Origin of the sequence: Streptomyces sp. NPDC052701 (genome assembly GCF_040678355.1) — a bacterium.
In the GTDB taxonomy this organism is placed as follows: domain Bacteria; phylum Actinomycetota; class Actinomycetes; order Streptomycetales; family Streptomycetaceae; genus Streptomyces.
This window is the reverse complement of the sequence record NZ_JBFATO010000004.1, coordinates 33,521-50,957: the sequence shown is the minus strand read 5'-3', so window position 1 is coordinate 50,957 and position 17,437 is coordinate 33,521. Positions and strand designations below refer to the sequence as shown.

The following is a 17,437-nucleotide window of genomic DNA, read 5'->3' as shown; positions in this document are numbered from 1 at the left end:
TGTCCGTACGGCCGGTCCGCGGGGCGTGTTCAGCCTGCCGGGCCCACACTCGGCAAACACCCGGCAAACGGCACGCCAACCGCCCCGCTGCGCGCCGCCGACAGACCCTACGCGCCGCCGACCGCCGTGAGCAGCGCCAGCGGAGCCGCCGCCGAGCGTGACTCTCGCACGCACGCGTGTGGATAGGGCACCGGCTCGGGATGGGTGCCGCGGCCGTAGCCCGCGAGGACCCCGGGCAGCCGGTGGCCGGTCGCGGTCGCCGCGTCGACCAGGCCGTGCGCGACCGTGCGGGCCTCGTCGTGCAGGCCGTAACGGGCGAGCCCGAGCGCGATCAGCGCGTTGTCGTGCGGCCAGACCGAGCCGCGGTGGTAGGAGAGCGGGTGGTACGCCGGCTGGCCCGCCGCCAGCGTCCGCACGCCCCAGCCGGAGAAGAAGTCCGGCTCCAGCAGGCGCCGGCCGACCAGCTCGCCGTACTCCTTGTCCAGCAGCCCGGACCACAGCAGGTGCCCGGCGTCGGAGGCCAGCGCGTCGACCCGCCTGCCGTTGCCGTCCAGCGCGATGGCCGGGAAGGAGTGCTCCGGCATCCAGAAGTCGCGCTGGAAGCGGTCGCGCAGGTCGCCGGCCGCCTGCTCCAGCAGGGCGGCGTACGTCTCGTCCGCCCAGACGGTGCGGGCCAGCCAGGCCGTGCGGCGCAGCGCGTCGTACGCGTAGCCCTGCGCCCCCGCCGCCGTCACCGGCCCGTGGGGGCGCGTGCCGTCGGCCGAGCAGATGGCGTCGGGGGAGTCCTTCCAGTTCTGGTTGGCCAGGCCGCCCCGGTCGGCGCGGTGGACCAGGTAGCCGCGCGAGGTCAGTCCGCCGTGGTCCAGCATCCAGCCGATCGCGGCACGGGCGTTGGCCTCCAGCCGGCCGGCCAGTGCCGTGTCCCCGGTCTGCTCGACGTACGCGCCGAGCAGGACGAGGAAGAGGGGGGTGGCGTCGACCGAGCCGTAGTACCGGCCGTAGGGCACCTGGCCGAAGTGCGCCAGTTCGCCGTGCCGCACCTCGTGCACGATCTTGCCGGGCTGGGCGACCGCGTCGGGCCCGGCCGGCGTCGCCCCGGTCGCCTGGGTCGCGGCCAGCGCGGGAAGCGTGGCGGCGGCCAGCCGGGGACGGTAGGGGAGGGCGAACAGCGAGGTGAGCAGGGCGTCCCTGCCCAGCAGGGTGAGGAACCAGGGGGCGCCGGCGGCCGGGACGCGCAGTTCCTCGCCGTCGGGCCCGGTGGCCGGGACCTGGAGCGCGGCCAGGTCGGCCAGTCCCCTCGCGCAGGCCGCCGCCAGCTCTGGCCAGCCGGTCGGGAAGGCCACGCCCTCCACGAACTCGCCCTCGCGGGCCAGCTGCCGCTCGTTCACGGCGGCCGGGTCGCGCGGCACCCGCAGGGCGCGCTTCTCGCCGTGCGGACGGGCCATGACCCGCAGGACCAGCTCGGCCGTGCCGTGCGGTGCGAGCTCCAGCGTCCACACCAGACGGCGGGCGCCGGTGCCGGTCTCCTCCACGGTGTCCGGCACGGGGTCGGACGTCACGGTCGTGCAGGACCGCCACTCGCCGCGCCGGTAGGTGAACTCCACGCCGTGGTCCAGGACCTGACGGGAGCGGACGGCGCCGGCCTTCGCGTACGTGCGGTGGTCGGAGCGCAGCTCGAACTGGTCGGCGAAGTCGGCGTCGGCCGTGATCGCGAGGCGGACCGTGACCGGCACCGGGCGGTTGCTGGTCACGCGCAGCGACTCGACGAACGAGGCGTCGCCGACGGCCTGCTCGCGAAAGAGCGTGTACGCGGGCGGCTCCTGCCGGCCGCCGCGCGGGACGAGGACGCAGCGCGCGCCGTCCCCGTCGGCCACCGGGCTCAGGACCTCGGGCACGGCACCGTCCACGGTGAGCTGCCACCGGCTCAGGTGCCGGGCGTCCCGTACGAACAGCCCGTCCGGGGAGGTGCCGCCCCGTATTCCGACGATGTCCCCGCGGTCGCCCACGTTGGCGAACGTCCCGCCGTGCACGAGCAGATGATGCCGCTCCGTCATCCCCGGTCCCCTCCCGTGATTGCCTTGACACCGTTCCCGTCCCGTCCGGGCCGGGCGTGCAGCAGGTCGAGCGTGAGCGCGGCCGTCCAGCCGAAGCCGGTCGCACCGCACGCCTCGCCGGTGTACGGGTCGACGTACTCGGCGAAGCCGGAGGCGTCGGCTACCCGCACCAGGGCCCTGCGCAGCGCGGCGGCCCGCCCGTGCGCGCCGTGCAGCCTCAGTCCGCGCTCCAGCAGCCAGTTGGTGTTGAACCAGGCCGGGCCCCGCCAGTAGCGGTGCGGATCGAAGGCCTCGCCGAGCAGGTCGTAGCTCGGGACGAGGCGGGTGACCCCGCCTAGTCCGAAGTGCGGTCCGCACATCGTGCGGACCAGCGCGGCGGCGAGCTCGCGCGGCAGCGCGGGCAGCAGCAGGGGGACGAGCCCCGAGACGCCGCGCTCGGGGATCAGCTCCCCGCCGCGCACGTCACGGCACAGGAACATCCCCGCCGCCGGGTCCCACAGCCGGTCGACGAGCGCCGCCGTCAGGCGCCGGGCGCGTCCGTGCCGGGCCGGGCCGGCCGCGCCCAGCTCGTGCGCGATCCTCGCCAGCGCGTGCTCGGAGGCGATGAGCAGGGCGTTGAACGCCGGGTCCTCCACGGCGAAGCCGCCCGCCCCGCCCCCGCCGCCCCCGCGGCCCGCCTCCCGGTCCGTCCCGTCGGTGTAGCCCCGGTCCCGGTAGTCCGCCGCCAGCCGCACGTACCGCCCGTAGTCCAGGTCCGTCGGCCGGTCCCCGGGCGAGCCGTGGGCGAGGTCGGCGCGGCGGAAGGCGCCGGCCGGGGCCGGGGTGACGCGGGACAGCGGCCGGTCCCAGCAGGGGCTGTTGTCCATACCCTGTTCCCAGGGGTGCACGACGGACACCAGCCCGCCGCCGCCCAGGTCGCGCCGGTGCAGCAGGTAGCGGTGCCAGGCCGCGAGCCGCGGGTAGGCCCGGACGAGGAAGCCGCGCGCCCGGGACAGTCCCGGGTCGGCGCGGTGCACGAGCCAGGCGGCCAGCGCGTGCACCGGTGGCTGCACGATCCCGGAGGTCTGTACGGTGCGCGGGGCGCCCGCCGCCCGCCCCGCGGTCGAGGAGCGCCAGAAGTCGGGGCTCGGGAAGTACGCGTCGAGCGGGACGGAGGGGTTGAACACGATGTGCGGGATCCGCCCGTCGGCCCACTGGGCGTCCAGCAGCGTCTCCAGCTCCGTCTGCGCCCTGAGCGGCGACAGGTGCCTGAGGCCGATCGCGATGAACGCCGAGTCCCAGGACCACTGGTGCGGATACAGCCCCCGCGAGGGGACGGTGGACGTGCCCGTCCAGTTCTCCTCCAGCACCCGGGCGGCCCTGAGGTGCGGGGACGACGGCGCGGCCGGATCGTGTGCGACGGGCGGTCGTGCGGGACGGGTGGGCAGTTGGGCGGTGCGATCCACTCGGGACTCCCCGGAAGACGTCCGGCCGACCGGTTCGATCATGGCCGCCGTAGAGTTACGTCTATTTAACACGCAAAACCCACTATGTAATGCAGGCTCGATGAACACAAGGGGGTGTGCATGACCGGACGGCCGGGAAGGACCGGGACATCCACCAAGGGGGGCGGCCAGGCGAGCGCCGGCGATCTGCTCCACCTGGTGCGCAGCGGCCGCGCCACGACCCGGGGCGCGCTCCAGCAGGCGACCGGGCTGTCCCGGGCCACCGTCGGCCAGCGCCTGGACCGCCTCTTCCGCGCGGGCTGGCTGCGCGAGGGCGCCGGGGGGCCGGTGGACTCCCCGCTGGGCGGACGGCCCTCCATCACCCTGGAGTTCGACGACGGGCACGCCGTCGCCCTCGCCGCCGACCTCGACACCCGGCACGCGCGCGCCGCCGTCCTGACCCTCTCCGGCGAGATCCTCGCCGAGCACGCGGGCACGCTGGTCGTCGAGGACGGCCCCGAGGCGGTCCTCGGGGAACTGGGCCTGTGGTTCGCCGAGCTGCTGCGGAAGGCCGGGCGCCGGGCCGAGGAGGTCTGCGGCATCGGGCTCGCCGTCCCCGGGCCCGTCGACAGCGGGACCGGCCGGGTCGTCCAGCCGCCGATCATGCCCGGCTGGGACGGCTACGACATAACCGGCCGCCTGGCCAGGGCCTTCACCGAGCACACGGGTGCCGCCCGGGTGCCGGTGCTCGTCGACAACGACGCCAACCTCATGGCGTACGGCGAACAGCGCACCGGATACCCGCACTGCTCGGCGTTCGTGCTGGTCAAGGTCTCCACCGGCATCGGCGCGGGGGTGGTGGTGGACGGCTCGGTCTACCGGGGCGTCGACGGCGGCGCCGGGGACATCGGCCACATCCGGGTGCCGGAGGGCGACCGGGCGCTGTGCCGGTGCGGCTCGTACGGCTGCCTGGCCGCCGTGGCGAGCGGTGGCGCCGTGGCGCGGCGGCTGGCGCAGGCGGGCGTGCCGGCGGCCTCCGGCTCGGACGTGCGGGACCTGCTGGCGGCCGGGCACCCCGAGGCGGTCGGGCTCGCCCGGGAGGCGGGGCGCCGGGTCGGGGACGTCCTGGCGACGGTGGTGACGCTGCTCAACCCCGGGGTGCTGATGATCGCCGGGGATCTGGCCGGCACGCCCTTCCTCACCGGCGTCCGCGAGCTGCTGTACCAGCGGGCGCTGCCGCGCTCCACCGCCCGCCTGGAGGTCGTGGTCTCGCGGCTCGGCGAGCGGGCGGGGCTGGTGGGGGCCGGGGCGCTGGTCGTCGAGCACCTGTACGCGCCGGAGCGGGTGGAGGAGCGGCTGCGGGCGCTCGGGCTGTGAGGGTTCCTCCGGGGCGCGGGCGGCCCCCGGGTGACGAGCGCGTTTCCGTCCGAACCCGCGTCCGCATGGTGAAATCAGGGCGTCTGTGGCAGCGTGATTCTCGCCACCCTTGATAAGGGATGCGCTCAGATGAGCGAATCGCGGGCGACTGCACTTCTCCAAAGGGTGGCACTCAGTGCCACCCTTTGATCGTTCATCGGGCGAAATCAATCGTGGCGATAGTCGCTCACATGAGCGACTTCGTCGGCCTGTGGAGGCCGATGCGTTCAAGAGGTGAAAACATGCGCCGTCAACCGCTTGCCAAGCCTTGACTTTCGATCCGCTGGCGGACGAGTGGTTACAGGCGCATGACGCGCAAGTGGACGTACCCAGATGCCTTCGATCTGGGTATGTTCCTCGCCGTCAGGGCAGCCACCGCGTCCTCGAGGAGTCGAGACCCGTGTCGGAAAACAAAGATCTCCAGGTAGCTGAGCACGGCAACAGCGTTGAGGGCGTGAAGTTCGTTTACGACTTCACCGAGGGCAACAAGGACCTCAAGGACCTCCTCGGCGGAAAGGGTGCCAACCTCGCCGAGATGACGAACCTGGGCCTTCCGGTGCCCCCCGGCTTCACCATCACCACCGAGGCCTGCAAGGTCTACCTGGAGAGCGGCGAGGAACCGGCGGCACTGCGTGACGAGGTGAGCGCGCACCTCGCGGCCCTCGAGGAGAAGATGGGCAAGAAGCTGGGCCAGGCCGACGACCCGCTGCTGGTCTCGGTCCGCTCCGGCGCCAAGTTCTCCATGCCCGGCATGATGGACACCGTCCTCAACATCGGCCTGTCCGACAAGTCGGTGCAGGGCCTGGCCCGGCAGGCCGGCGACGAGCGCTTCGCCTGGGACTCCTACCGCCGCCTCATCCAGATGTTCGGCAAGACCGTCCTCGGCGTCGACGGCGAGCTCTTCGAGGACGCGCTGGAGAAGGCCAAGGCGGCCAAGAAGGTCACGGTCGACACCGAGCTGGAGGCCGCCGACCTGAAGAAGCTGGTCACCACCTTCAAGAAGATCGTCAAGAAGGAGGCCGGCCGGGACTTCCCGCAGGACCCGCGCGAGCAGATGGACCTGGCCATCAAGGCGGTCTTCGACTCCTGGAACGGCGACCGCGCCAAGCTCTACCGCCGCCAGGAGCGCATCCCGCACGACCTGGGCACGGCCGTCAACGTCTGCTCCATGGTCTTCGGCAACCTCGGCCCCGACTCCGGCACGGGCGTCGCCTTCACCCGCGACCCCGCCTCCGGCCACCAGGGCGTCTACGGCGACTACCTGCAGAACGCGCAGGGCGAGGACGTGGTCGCGGGCATCCGCAACACCGTCCCGCTCGCCGAGCTGGAGCGCATCGACAAGAAGTCGTACGACCAGCTGATGCAGATCATGGAGACGCTGGAGAACCACTACAAGGACCTCTGCGACATCGAGTTCACCATCGAGCGCGGCCAGCTGTGGATGCTCCAGACCCGGGTGGGCAAGCGCACCGCCGGCGCCGCCTTCCGCATCGCCACCCAGCTGGTGGACCAGGGCCTGATCGACGAGGCCGAGGCGCTGCAGCGCGTCACCGGCGCGCAGCTCGCCCAGCTGATGTTCCCGCGCTTCGACGAGAGCGCGAAGGTCGAGCAGATCGGCCGGGGCATCGCCGCCTCGCCGGGCGCGGCGGTCGGCAAGGCCGTCTTCGACTCCTACACCGCGGTGAAGTGGTCGCGCTCCGGCGAGAAGGTCATCCTGATCCGCCGCGAGACCAACCCCGACGACCTGGACGGCATGATCGCGGCCGAGGGCATCCTCACCTCGCGCGGCGGCAAGACCTCGCACGCGGCCGTGGTCGCGCGCGGCATGGGCAAGACCTGTGTCTGCGGCGCGGAGGAGCTGGAGGTCGACACCAAGCGCCGCCGCATGACGGTCCCCGGCGGACGCGTCGTCGAGGAGGGCGACGTCATCTCCATCGACGGCTCCACCGGCAAGGTCTACCTGGGCGAGGTCCCGGTGGTGCCGTCCCCGGTCGTGGAGTACTTCGAGGGCCGGATGCACCCGGGCGCCGACGACGCCGACGAACTGGTCGAGGCCGTGCACCGGATGATGTCCTTCGCCGACCGCAAGCGCCGCCTGCGGGTGCGGGCCAACGCCGACAACGCCGAGGACGCGCTGCGGGCGCGGCGCTTCGGCGCCCAGGGCATCGGCCTGTGCCGCACCGAGCACATGTTCCTCGGCGACCGGCGCGAGCTGGTGGAGCGGCTGATCCTGGCCGACACGGAGGCCGAGCGCGAGGAGTCGCTGAAGGAGCTGCTGCCGCTGCAGAAGCAGGACTTCGTCCAGCTGTTCGAGGCGATGGACGGCCTGCCGGTGACGATCCGCCTGCTGGACCCGCCGCTGCACGAGTTCCTGCCCGACATCACCGACCTGTCGGTGCGCGTCGCCCTGGCGGAGGCCCGCCAGGAGCCGCACGAGAACGAGCTGCGCCTGCTCCAGGCCGTGCACCGCCTGCACGAGCAGAACCCGATGCTGGGTCTGCGCGGTGTGCGCCTGGGCCTGGTCATCCCCGGCCTGTTCACCATGCAGGTCCGGGCGATCGCCGAGGCGGCGGCCGAGCGCAAGGGCGCCAAGGGCGACCCGCGCGCCGAGATCATGATCCCGCTGGTCGGCACGGTCCAGGAGCTGGAGATCGTCCGCGAGGAGGCCGACAAAGTCATCGCCGAGGTCCAGGAGGCCACCGGCACCGAGCTGAAGCTGGCCATCGGCACGATGATCGAGCTGCCGCGGGCCGCGCTGACCGCCGGCCAGATCGCCGAGGCGGCGGAGTTCTTCTCCTTCGGCACCAACGACCTGACCCAGACGGTGTGGGGCTTCAGCCGGGACGACGTGGAGGCGAGCTTCTTCACCGCGTACCTGGAGAAGGGCATCTTCGGCGTCAGCCCGTTCGAGACCATCGACAAGGACGGCGTCGGCTCCCTGGTGAAGCTGGCCGCCGAGGCCGGCCGCCGGACCCGTCCCGACCTGAAGCTCGGCGTGTGCGGCGAGCACGGCGGTGACCCGGAGTCGGTCCACTTCTTCCACGAGGTCGGACTCGACTACGTCTCCTGCTCCCCGTTCCGCATCCCGGTGGCCCGCCTGGAGGCGGGCCGGGCGGCGGTCCAGGCGATGGGCAGCGACCACCGGTAGATCCGCGTGGCGGCCCGTCGAGGGCCGCCTGGACCCCGGAGCCGTCGTGGTCCCCGACCCTCACCGATCGCGGCGGCTCCGGAACACCGGGGAGGGCGGCACCCGTGCGGGGGTGCCGCCCTCCCGCGTCCTCAGCGCGGCCGTCCCTCCCGCAGGCACACGACGGTCCCCGCGCGGGCCGCGGCGTGCAGCGCGGTGAGGACCGGCAGCGGAGCCGTCAGGGGGAGCGCCGCCAGGTCCGTCGGCGTGAACAGGCCGTCCCGGTCGTGCTCCGGGCTGCGCCGGACGGTCTGCCCGGCCGCGAGGACGCCGCCGTAGAAGAAGAAGTCGATCGCCGGGCCGGTGCCCTTCACGTCGGCCCGGTGGTCGTAGCCGAGGAACCTCGGATCGCGGTCCAGGGCGATGCCGGTCTCCTCGTACAGTTCCCGGCGCGCGGCGCCGACCGGGTCCTCGCCGTGGTCGAGCATGCCGCCCGGCAGCCACCAGGTGCCGGCGCCCGGCTGGGCCCCGGCGTAGCGCAGCAGCAGGATCCGGTCCTCGCGGTCCAGCAGCAGGACGCAGGACGCGACGACGGCCTGCGGCAGCGTCTTGACCCACTCGGCGTGCGGCAGCACTGCGGGTTCGGGGGCGGTCGTTCCCACGATGGTGTCCTTCCGTCGGTGGGGCGGCCCGAGGCGGCCGCCCCACCGGTGGAACGGCCGGACGCGCGGATGGTCACCGAGGCGGCCGCGCCGGGTCCCGCGGGCGGCCCCCGCCGTCGCGGTCCGGGGACGGGCCGGCGGGGGCCGGCCCGTCCCCGGACCGTCCGGAGGGGATCACGTGCGGAACGGGCCCCGCACCTCGTAGGTGATGCCGCCCGAGGAACTGCCCGTCGTGCCGCGCTGGCTGGAGAAGTACAGGCGGGTGCCGTCGGGGGAGAAGGCCGGGCCGGTGATCTCCGAGCCGGACTGGCCGTCGACGCGCAGGAAGGGGGCGACCACGTCGTCGGGGGTGATGACGCAGATCTCCATGTTCCCGCCGTCCTCGGCCACGAACAGGTCGCCGGAGGCGGAGCCGGTGACGTTGTCGACGCCGGTGAGCGGGGGCGTGCCGGAGGCCACCAGGGAGTCGTCGTAGGCGAGTGCGATGGTCTGGGCGGCCGCGTCGTACTGCCAGACGCGGTTGTCGCCCTTGGTGGTGAACCAGCAGGTGTCGTTCGCGTAGTAGCAGCCCTCGCCGCCGTTGAAGCGCTTGGCGCCGGAGACCTGGTTGCGGGTGGCGGTGGCGCCGGTGGGGTCGGGGACGCGGGCCCAGGTGACCGGGCCGGAGGCGCCGGTGCCGGCCACCATGACCTCCAGCGTGCCGGCGGACAGGTCGCCCCAGGTGGCCGGCCGGAAGCGGTAGAAGCAGCCGTCCGTGACGTCCTCCGTCATGTAGACCACCTTGCGGACCGGGTCGGCCGCCGCCGCCTCGTGCTTGAAGCGGCCCATGGCGTCGCGGCGGACGGCCGCCTTCACGCCCCAGGGGTCGGTCTCGTAGACGTAGCCCCGGTCCACCTCCTCGCAGGACAGCCAGGTGTTCCACGGGGTCCTGCCGCCCGCGCAGTTCTGGCGGGTGCCGGACAGGACGCGGTACGCGCCCGTGATCGCGCCCGTCGACGAGAACCTCACCGCGCTCGCGCCGCCGCCCGGGTCGACCTCCGAGTTCGAGACGTAGATCCAGCCCGTGCCGTCGGCGTAGCAGGCGCCGCCGTCGGGGGCGTCGTGCCAGGTGTACGACGTGCTCCCGACCCGCTGGCCGGACCGGGCGACCACCCGGCCGGTGAAGCCGGCGGGCAGTCTGAGGCCGTTGGCGTCCGGCGCGCCCAGCGGGCCGTAGGGGCCGGTGCCCGGCTGGGCGGGGGCGGCGTACGCGGCGCCGCGCCACAGGGTGCCGCCGAACACGGCGGAGGAGCCGCCGACGGCGGCCGCACGCAGGAAGGTACGACGTTCCACTCTCGCTCCAGGAGGTGCCGTGGCCGCCCCGCCGCCGGCCGGCGGCGGGGTCGTGCGGTCGAGGAACCTAGGGGCACCAGGTGGACACGCCGTGGACGCGCCGTGACGGGGGCGTACGGGCGGGTGTCCACCGTTCCGCGGCGGGGGCGCGCCGGGCGGGGAGCGCCGAAGCCGTGCGCCGGCGTGCGCCTGGCCTGTGCACCTGCGCGCCGGGGCTCCGGGGCCCTTCTGGCGGGCGCCCCGGACCCGCGGCGGCACGGCGCCGGGTCGCCGTGGGCGGCCTCCGGGCGGTTGGCGGGCGTGACGTACGGCGCGCCGGCGGCCCGGCGGGCGGGCCGGGCGCCCTACCGGGGCACCGCCACCACGTTGAACGTCGTCTGCGGCGTCTGCGGGCTGGTGAAGCGGGCGTTGACGAGGTAGAGCCGGTCGCCGAAGCGGGCGGCGGTGGCGGGGACGTCGAAGCGCGGGTCCGTGATCGTGCGCCGCAGGGCCGCCCGGGTGGCCCCGGCGTCCAGATCGAACACGGTCACCTTGTTCAGCCGGTTCTGCACCACGTACAGCGTGCGGCCGACGCGGACCAGCCCGTCGCCGTTGGCGACGTCGTCCGCGCCGGTCAGCGCGATCCGCGCGGCGCGCCCGGTCCCGAGGTCCACGCGGTACAGCTCGCCCGGCGCGCTCTTGACGACGATCAGGCCCCGGCCGTCGGGCGTGCCGACCACGCCGTTGGCGTTGTTGACGTCCGGCAGCTGCGTCCAGTCGCCGGTGAGCGGCAGGGCGCGGACCTCTCCGCGCCGGCCGCGCGGCACGCCGTACAGCACGGCCTCCCGCGAGTCGGTGAACCAGGCGCGGTCCCCGAGCAGCACCACGTCGTTGACGAAGTGGCCGGTGGCGGCGGTGAGCCGGTGGGTGGCCAGCGGCTCACCGGTGCGCGCGTCGATGATCCGCGCGGAGCCGCCGGCCCCGCCGGCCACGTACAGCAGGCCGTCGCGGTCCAGCTTCAGGCCGATGGACGCCAGGCCGGCGGCGCCCTCGTACAGGACCCCGCCCCTGCCGGTGCGCAGGTCGGCGCGGTAGACGCCGCCGTGGGCGCGGGAGCCCAGGTAGGCGTACGGCCCGCCGCCGATGGTGATGCCCTCGGGCAGCCAGCCGTCGGGGAGCGGGAACTCGGACGGCCAGGTGGTCCTCGGCCCTGCGGCCCCGGCCGTGCCGGTGCCGGCCACGGCCGTGAGGGCGGCCGCGGCGGCTCCGCCGAGCACGGCGCGCCGGGACGGGCGGGGGTGGTTCCGGTTCATGGTGCGGGCCTCCGTGACGGTGGGGGGACGACGCGATGAAACTCGGACGGTTCGGACGGTCCGCCGGGCGCGCGGGACGCGGCGGGACCGACGGGAACCCGGCAGCCGGCGGCGGTCTCCCGCGGCCCGCCCGGGCCGGGCCGGCACCTCCTCGATCGCGGACCGGAGCTCTCCTCGCCGTCCAGGATGACCCGGTGGCCGCGATACGGCGACACCGCCGGTCCGGCCCCGCGCCGGCGGTGTGCCCGTCCCCCCACGGCCCCGGCGACCGCTGTCCGGCGGCCGCCGGGGCCCGGACGGGGCCGCCCCTCCGGGCGGTCACGGCCGGCGGCGCCCCCGGTCAGGCCGTGGCGCCGCTGTCCACCACGAGGTCGGTGCCCACCACCGAGGCCGCGTCGTCCGAGGCCAGGTACAGGACGGCGGCGGCCACCTCCTCGGTGGAGGAGATCCGGCCGAGGGGGAGGGTCGCCCGGGCGCGCTCGGCACGCTCGGCCTCCGTCTCGCCCGGGCCGAGGGACATCGGGGTGTCGGTGGCGCCCGGGCTGACGGCGTTGATGCGGACGCCCTCGCGGATGTGGTCGAGGGCGGCGCCCCTGGTCAGGACGGAGACGGCGGCCTTGGTGGCGGCGTACGCGGCGGCTCCCGGGTGGCGGGAGTGCACGCCGAAGGTGGAGGCGACGTTCACGATCGCGCCGCCGGACGGCTGGGTGCGCATCTGGCGGATCTCGGCCCGCAGGGCGAGGAAGAGACCGGTGACGTTGACGTCGAGCTGGGTGCGCCAGTCCTCCTCGGACAGATCGGCCAGGGGCTGTCCGCCCCGGAAGACGCCCGCGTTGTTGACCGCCACGTCGAGCGAGCCGAAGTGCTCCACGGCGGTGTCGACGAGGGCCTGCACGTCGGCGGCGCGGGACACGTCGGCGGTGACGGCCAGGGCCTTGCCGCCCGCTTCCTCGGCCAGGGCCGCCGTCTCCTGGAGCGGGTCGCGCCTGCGTCCGGCCACCACGACGTGCGCCCCCTCGGCGGCGAACGCGAGCGCGACGGTCCGCCCGATGCCGGAGCCCGCTCCGGTGACGAGCACGGTCCTGCCGGTGAAACGGCTGGTCATGATCTCCCCTTTTTTTGACCGATCGATTCAGTATGAAGGCATGAAAAACGCCCCTCGTCGGGGGCGTCTCAGTCGAGCAGCGCCAGGGCCTGTTCCGCCGCGTCCCGCACCCGGGCGGGATCCGGCGACGCCTTGCCGACCACGCGCAGGCCCTGCAGCAGCACCAGCAGCATGCGGGCGAGGGCGAGCGGGTCGCGGCCGGCGGACAGCTCGCCCCGGGCCTGGGCCCGGACCAGCGCCGAGTGCAGCACGGTCTCCAGGTGGTCCCAGTTCCGCTCGACCTGCCGTGCGGCGGCCGGGTCGCGCGGGGCGAGCTCGGCCGCCGTGTTGGTGACGAAACAGCCGCGCCCCCGCAGGTCCTCGGCCGCCGCCTCGGCGGCGTAGGCCCGCACCAGCGCCCGCACGGCGGGCAGCACGGGCCCGGGCCGGGACAGCTCGCGCAGCATCCGGGGCAGCCGCTCCCGCTGGTAGTGCTCCAGTGCTTTCAGGTACAGCTCGTGCTTGCTGCCGAAGGTCGCGTAGATGCTGGCGCGCCCGATGCCGAGGTGGGTCACGAGGTCGGACATCGAGGTCGCCTCGTAGCCGCGCTGCCAGAAGAGCTCGAGAGCTGCCTGCAGCGCGGCGTCCGGATCGAACTCCTTGGTCCTGGCCACGCACCGCAGCCTAGAATTTTCTGAAACGATCAGTCAATAAAATTTCTTGCGGGAGTTCTCCCCGCGAGGGTTCTCCTGCGGAGGGCCTCCCGCGGGGAGAACCCTCACGAGGTCCGGATCTCGTACGTCGCCACCCGCACCGCCTCGTCGTCCAGGCACTGCCCCGAGGCCAGGTCGAAGCGCTGCTTCAGCAGCGGCGAGGCCACGAACGGGCGGCCCCGGTGGGTGCCGGTCAGGCCGCGGGAGAGGACGGCCGCGCCGGTGAACGGGTCGCGGTTGTCGACGGCGTACAGCCGGCCGTCGCGGTCGCGGAAGAGGGCCGCCTGACGGCCGTCCGGCAGCAGGGCCGCCACCCCGCGGCCCGGGGACAGCGCGCTCAGGTCGCAGACCGCGAACCAGTCGCCCGCCAGCCGGAGTTCGACCTTCAGATCGGTGGTCTCGAGAGCCAGGGTCATCGCTGGGCGCTTCCTTCCAGGGCGGCTTCCTCGGATCGGGCCGGCCGCATGCCGACGGACAGCAGCGGCAGGTCGGGCTTGATCTGGTCCCGCTCGGGGACGAAGGCGACGACCGGGTCCGGGGTGTCGGGCGCGTTCACGAAGGACACGAACCGGGCCAGCTTGTCGGGGTCGTTGACGGTCTCGGCCCACTCGTCGCGGTAGTGCGCGACGTGCGCGGCCATCAGGGACTCCAGCTCCGCGCAGATGCCGAGCGAGTCGTGCACGACGACGTCCCGCACGTGGTCCAGGCCGCCCGGGATCCGCTCCAGCCAGGTGGAGGTGCGCTCCAGACGGTCGGCGGTGCGGATGTAGAACATCAGGAACCGGTCGATCAGGCGGATCAGCTCGGCGTCGGACAGGTCCTGCGCGAGCAGGTCCGCGTGGCGCGGGGTCGCGCCGCCGTTGCCGCCGACGTACAGGTTCCAGCCGTTGGCCGTGGCGATCACGCCGAAGTCCTTCGACCGGGCCTCGGCGCACTCGCGCTGGCAGCCGGAGACCGCCGACTTCAGCTTGTGCGGGGAGCGCAGGCCCCGGTAGCGCAGCTCCAGGTCGATCGCCATGCGGACGGAGTCCTGCACGCCGTAGCGGCACCAGGTCTGCCCGACGCAGGACTTCACCGTGCGCAGCGCCTTGCCGTAGGCGTGGCCGGACTCGAAGCCGGCGTCCACCAGGCGGGCCCAGATCAGCGGCAGCTGCTCGACGCGGGCGCCGAACATGTCGATGCGCTGGCCGCCGGTGATCTTCGTGTAGAGGCCGAAGTCGCGGGCGATCTCACCGATCACGATCAGCTTCTCCGGGGCGATCTCGCCGCCGGGGATGCGGGGCACGACCGAGTAGGAGCCGTTCTTCTGCAGGTTGGCCAGGAAGTGGTCGTTGGTGTCCTGGAGCGCGGCCTGCTCGCCGTCCAGGACGTAGCCGCTCGCGCCGATCGCCGGGGCGAGGGAGGCGATGATCGAGCCGACCGCCGGCTTGCAGATCTCGCAGCCCTCGCCGCCGCGGGCCTCCTCGCGGCCGTAGCGGTCCAGCAGGTCCCGGTAGGAGGTGACGCGCAGCGCCAGGACGATCTCGTACAGCTCCTCGCGGGTCTGGCCGAAGCAGCCGCACAGGCCCTTGTCGACCTCGATGCCGCTCGCCTCCAGCTCGGCGTCGACGAGCTGGCCGAGCACCTTGACGCAGGAGCCGCAGCCGGTGCCGGCCCTGGTGCACTTCTTCACCTCGGGCACGGTCGTGCACCGGTGGTCGGTGACCGCGCCGCGGATCGTGCCCTTGGAGACGTTGTGGCAGGAGCAGACGATCGCCTCGTCCGGCAGCGCGGACGGACCGAGCCGGGCGGACTCGCCGGAGCCGGCGGGCAGCACCAGCGACTCGGGCGCGACGGGCGGCACCGAGCCGGTCAGGGCGCGCAGCGTGCCGTACGCCTCCGCGTCGCCGACCAGGATGCCGCCCAGCAGCGTGCCGTCGCGGCCGACGACCAGCTTCTTGTACAGGCCCGCGCGGGAGTCGGAGTAGACCACGTCCAGGCAGTCCTCGGTGGTGCCGTGCGCGTCGCCGAAGGACGCCACGTCCACACCGAGCAGCTTCAGCTTCGTCGACAGGTCCGCTCCGGTGAACGCGGCCTCGTCGGCGGCGATCGTGGCGGCCGCCGTCTCGGCCTGCTCGTACCCCGGCGCCACCAGGCCGTACACCCGGCCGTCCGCCGCCAGCGCGCACTCGCCGATCGCGAACACGTGCGGGTCGGTGACCGTGCGGCACTGTTCGTCGACCGCGATGCCGCCGCGTTCGCCGACCGTCAGGCCGCAGTCGCGGGCCAGCTGGTCGCGGGGGCGGACACCGGCGGAGAAGATCACCATGTCGGTGGCGATCTCGGACCCGTCGGACAGCTTCATGCCGGTGACAGCGCCGTCCACGCCGGTCACGATCTCCTGCGTGCCCGTGCCGCAGTGGACGGTCAGGCCCATGTCCGTGACGGTGCGCAGCAGCGCGGCGCCGCCGCCCTCGTCGACCTGCACCGGCATCAGGCGCGGCGCGAACTCCACGATGTGCGTCCGGACGCCCAGGCCCTTGAGCGCGCCCGCGGCCTCCAGGCCGAGCAGACCGCCGCCCACCACGGCGCCGACCCGGGCCCTCTTCGCGTACGCCTCGATCGCGAGCAGGTCCTCGATGGTGCGGTAGACGAAACAGCCGGGGGCGTCCTTGTTCGGCACCGGCGGCACGAACGGGTAGGAGCCGGTGGCCAGCACCAGGACGTCGTAGTCGACGACGAGACCGGAACGGGCGGTGACCTTGCGCGCCGCACGGTCGACGGTCCGCGCCGGGTCGCCGACGTGCAGCTCGATGCCGTGGTCCGCGATGAACCCCGGGTCGGTCAGGGACAGGTCCTGCGGGGTCCTGCCCGAGAAGTACGAGGTGAGCTGGACGCGGTCGTACGCCGGGCGCGGCTCCTCGCACAGCACGACCACGCGGTGCGTGGCGGTCAGGCCGCGCTCGGCGAGCGCTTCGAGGAAGCGCTGGCCGACCATGCCGTGGCCGACGAGCACGATCGTGGGGTGCGTCCCCGGGGTGGCCGTCATCAGGAGCCTCCATCGTTGGTGAGCAGGTGGAGCAGGGGGCCGTCGTCGGGGAGCGGCTCCGCTCCCTCCCAGGCGCGCGCCAGCGCGCCGACGGTGCCGAGTTCGCCGACGAGGACCCCGCCGACCAGGCGGTCGTCGCGGACGATGACCTTGCGGTAGGTGCCACGGGTGGCGTCGGCGAGCTGGACGACGTCGTCGCCCGCACGCGCCTGCGGCTCGCCGAACGCGGCGAGGTCGAAGGGGGCGTCGTGCCCCGGCAGGGTCAGCCGGGTCAGGGAACGGGTGCCGGTGTAGCGGGCGCCGGCGTCGCCGGCCAGCAGCGCCGCCAGCGCGTCGGCCTGCTCCAGCGCCGGGGCGGCGAGCCCGTACACCGTGCCGCGGTGCTGGGCGCAGTCGCCGACGGCGTGGATGCGCGGGTCGGAGGTGCGCAGTTCGTCGTCGACGACGACGCCCCTGCGGACGGCGAGCCCCGCGTCCTCGGCGAGGCCCACGCGCGGGCGGACACCGCAGGCCAGGACCACCAGGTCGGCGTCGAGGGCGTAGCCGTCGGCCATCTCCACCGAGCGGACCGCGCCGCCGGCGCAGCGCACGTCGCGCACCCGGCACTCGGTGTGCACCTCGACGCCCAGGCCGGTCAGGTGCCGCCGGACGAGCCGGGAGGCCGCCGGGTCGAGCTGGCGTTCCATCAACCGCTCGGCCTGCTGGGCGAGGACGACCTGCGCGCCGCGCACCGCCAGCGCCCGGGCCGCCGAGACCCCGAGGAGCCCGCCCCCGACGACGACGGCCCGCACGCCCGGCCGGACCGCCTTGGACAGGCCCAGGCAGTCGTCCATGGTGCGGAAGGCGTGCACGCCCTCGGGCAGCACGCGGTCGGGCGTGAACAGGCCGCGCAGCGGCGGCAGGACCGGGTTGGAGCCGGTGGCCAGCACCAGCGTGTCGTACGCGATCACCGAGCCGTCCGCGCACCGCACCGTCCGCCCGGCGCGGTCGATGCCGGTGACCCGCCCGCGGACCAGCCCCGCCGGAGCCGGCAGCGCGATCACCTCGGGGCTGTACCGCCCGGCCAGCACCTCGGCGAGCAGCACCCGGTTGTACGGGCGGTGCTCCTCCTCGCCGATCAGCGTCGCGGGCGTGCCGAGTTCACCGAGCCGCCGGGCGAGACGCACGCCCGCGAGGCCGGTGCCGATCACCACCACACGCTCGTTCGAGGTCATGGCACCGAGCCTGCGGTGCCGGTGTTACCCGGCGGCATCCCCTCTGTTTCCCGTGCGGAACGCTGCCCTCAGCGGGGGCGGGGGGCGGGTG

General features: G+C 74.1%; 12 protein-coding genes. 2 read left to right on the top strand and 10 right to left on the bottom strand.

Annotation, left to right across the window (positions count from 1 at the left end; translation table 11 throughout):
• Window positions 1-107 precede the first annotated feature (107 nt).
• Window positions 108-2,054 carry a glycogen debranching N-terminal domain-containing protein gene (locus AB0L29_RS06960; RefSeq protein WP_365824155.1) on the bottom strand — a complete coding sequence of 649 codons (1,947 nt, stop codon included), beginning with the start codon at window positions 2,052-2,054 and terminating at the stop codon, window positions 108-110.
• Window positions 2,051-3,499: a hypothetical protein gene (locus AB0L29_RS06955; protein WP_365824153.1), complete on the bottom strand. Its 1,449-nt coding sequence runs from the start codon at window positions 3,497-3,499 to the stop codon at window positions 2,051-2,053. The genes AB0L29_RS06960 and AB0L29_RS06955 overlap by 4 nt, the downstream gene beginning before the upstream one ends.
• Before the next feature lie 120 nt (window positions 3,500-3,619).
• On the opposite strand from AB0L29_RS06955, the gene AB0L29_RS06950 reads away from it, so the two are divergent.
• Window positions 3,620-4,855: an ROK family protein gene (locus tag AB0L29_RS06950; RefSeq protein WP_365824151.1), complete on the top strand. Its 1,236-nt coding sequence runs from the start codon at window positions 3,620-3,622 to the stop codon at window positions 4,853-4,855.
• A gap of 493 nt (window positions 4,856-5,348) precedes the next feature.
• Window positions 5,349-8,042, top strand: coding sequence for a pyruvate, phosphate dikinase (gene ppdK / locus AB0L29_RS06945; RefSeq protein WP_365824666.1), 2,694 nt, complete (start codon window positions 5,349-5,351; stop codon window positions 8,040-8,042).
• Between the two features lie 131 nt (window positions 8,043-8,173).
• On the opposite strand, the gene AB0L29_RS06940 is transcribed toward ppdK, so the two are convergent.
• The 8 genes from AB0L29_RS06940 to AB0L29_RS06905 form a co-directional block, all read right to left on the bottom strand.
• Window positions 8,174-8,683, bottom strand: coding sequence for an NUDIX hydrolase (locus tag AB0L29_RS06940; protein ID WP_365824149.1), 510 nt, complete (start codon window positions 8,681-8,683; stop codon window positions 8,174-8,176).
• Between the two features lie 174 nt (window positions 8,684-8,857).
• A complete protein-coding gene (locus AB0L29_RS06935) occupies window positions 8,858-10,015 on the bottom strand; it encodes an alkaline phosphatase PhoX (RefSeq protein ID WP_365824147.1) in 1,158 nt (385 codons plus the stop codon).
• 344 nt (window positions 10,016-10,359) lie between these two features.
• Window positions 10,360-11,307: a superoxide dismutase gene (locus AB0L29_RS06930; protein ID WP_365824145.1), complete on the bottom strand. Its 948-nt coding sequence runs from the start codon at window positions 11,305-11,307 to the stop codon at window positions 10,360-10,362.
• A gap of 340 nt (window positions 11,308-11,647) precedes the next feature.
• On the bottom strand, window positions 11,648-12,412 hold the full coding sequence (locus tag AB0L29_RS06925; RefSeq protein WP_365824143.1) for a glucose 1-dehydrogenase: 765 nt from the start codon (window positions 12,410-12,412) through the stop codon (window positions 11,648-11,650).
• A 68-nt stretch (window positions 12,413-12,480) separates the two neighbouring features.
• Window positions 12,481-13,065 carry a TetR/AcrR family transcriptional regulator gene (locus AB0L29_RS06920; RefSeq protein WP_365824142.1) on the bottom strand — a complete coding sequence of 195 codons (585 nt, stop codon included), beginning with the start codon at window positions 13,063-13,065 and terminating at the stop codon, window positions 12,481-12,483.
• 104 nt (window positions 13,066-13,169) lie between these two features.
• Window positions 13,170-13,520, bottom strand: coding sequence for a nitrite reductase small subunit NirD (gene nirD, locus AB0L29_RS06915; RefSeq protein WP_365824140.1), 351 nt, complete (start codon window positions 13,518-13,520; stop codon window positions 13,170-13,172).
• Entirely contained in the window at window positions 13,517-16,132 is a 2,616-nt protein-coding gene (nirB, locus tag AB0L29_RS06910; RefSeq protein WP_365824138.1) for a nitrite reductase large subunit NirB, read from the bottom strand. Before nirB ends, nirD begins: the two co-directional genes overlap by 4 nt.
• Window positions 16,132-17,346, bottom strand: coding sequence for an FAD-dependent oxidoreductase (locus AB0L29_RS06905; RefSeq protein ID WP_365824136.1), 1,215 nt, complete (start codon window positions 17,344-17,346; stop codon window positions 16,132-16,134). The genes nirB and AB0L29_RS06905 overlap by 1 nt, the downstream gene beginning before the upstream one ends.
• Window positions 17,347-17,437 lie beyond the last annotated feature (91 nt).

What these genes read in the sequence shown, in the direction of transcription:
- AB0L29_RS06960 (WP_365824155.1), bottom strand. Translation starts at nt 2,054, where the DNA reads ATGACGGAGCGGCATCATCTGCTCGTGCACGGCGGGACGTTCGCCAAC.
- AB0L29_RS06950 (WP_365824151.1), top strand. Translation starts at nt 3,620, where the DNA reads ATGACCGGACGGCCGGGAAGGACCGGGACATCCACCAAGGGGGGCGGC.
- AB0L29_RS06930 (WP_365824145.1), bottom strand. Translation starts at nt 11,307, where the DNA reads ATGAACCGGAACCACCCCCGCCCGTCCCGGCGCGCCGTGCTCGGCGGA.
- AB0L29_RS06925 (WP_365824143.1), bottom strand. Translation starts at nt 12,412, where the DNA reads ATGACCAGCCGTTTCACCGGCAGGACCGTGCTCGTCACCGGAGCGGGC.
- nirD (WP_365824140.1), bottom strand. Translation starts at nt 13,520, where the DNA reads ATGACCCTGGCTCTCGAGACCACCGATCTGAAGGTCGAACTCCGGCTG.
- nirB (WP_365824138.1), bottom strand. Translation starts at nt 16,132, where the DNA reads ATGACGGCCACCCCGGGGACGCACCCCACGATCGTGCTCGTCGGCCAC.
- AB0L29_RS06905 (WP_365824136.1), bottom strand. Translation starts at nt 17,346, where the DNA reads ATGACCTCGAACGAGCGTGTGGTGGTGATCGGCACCGGCCTCGCGGGC.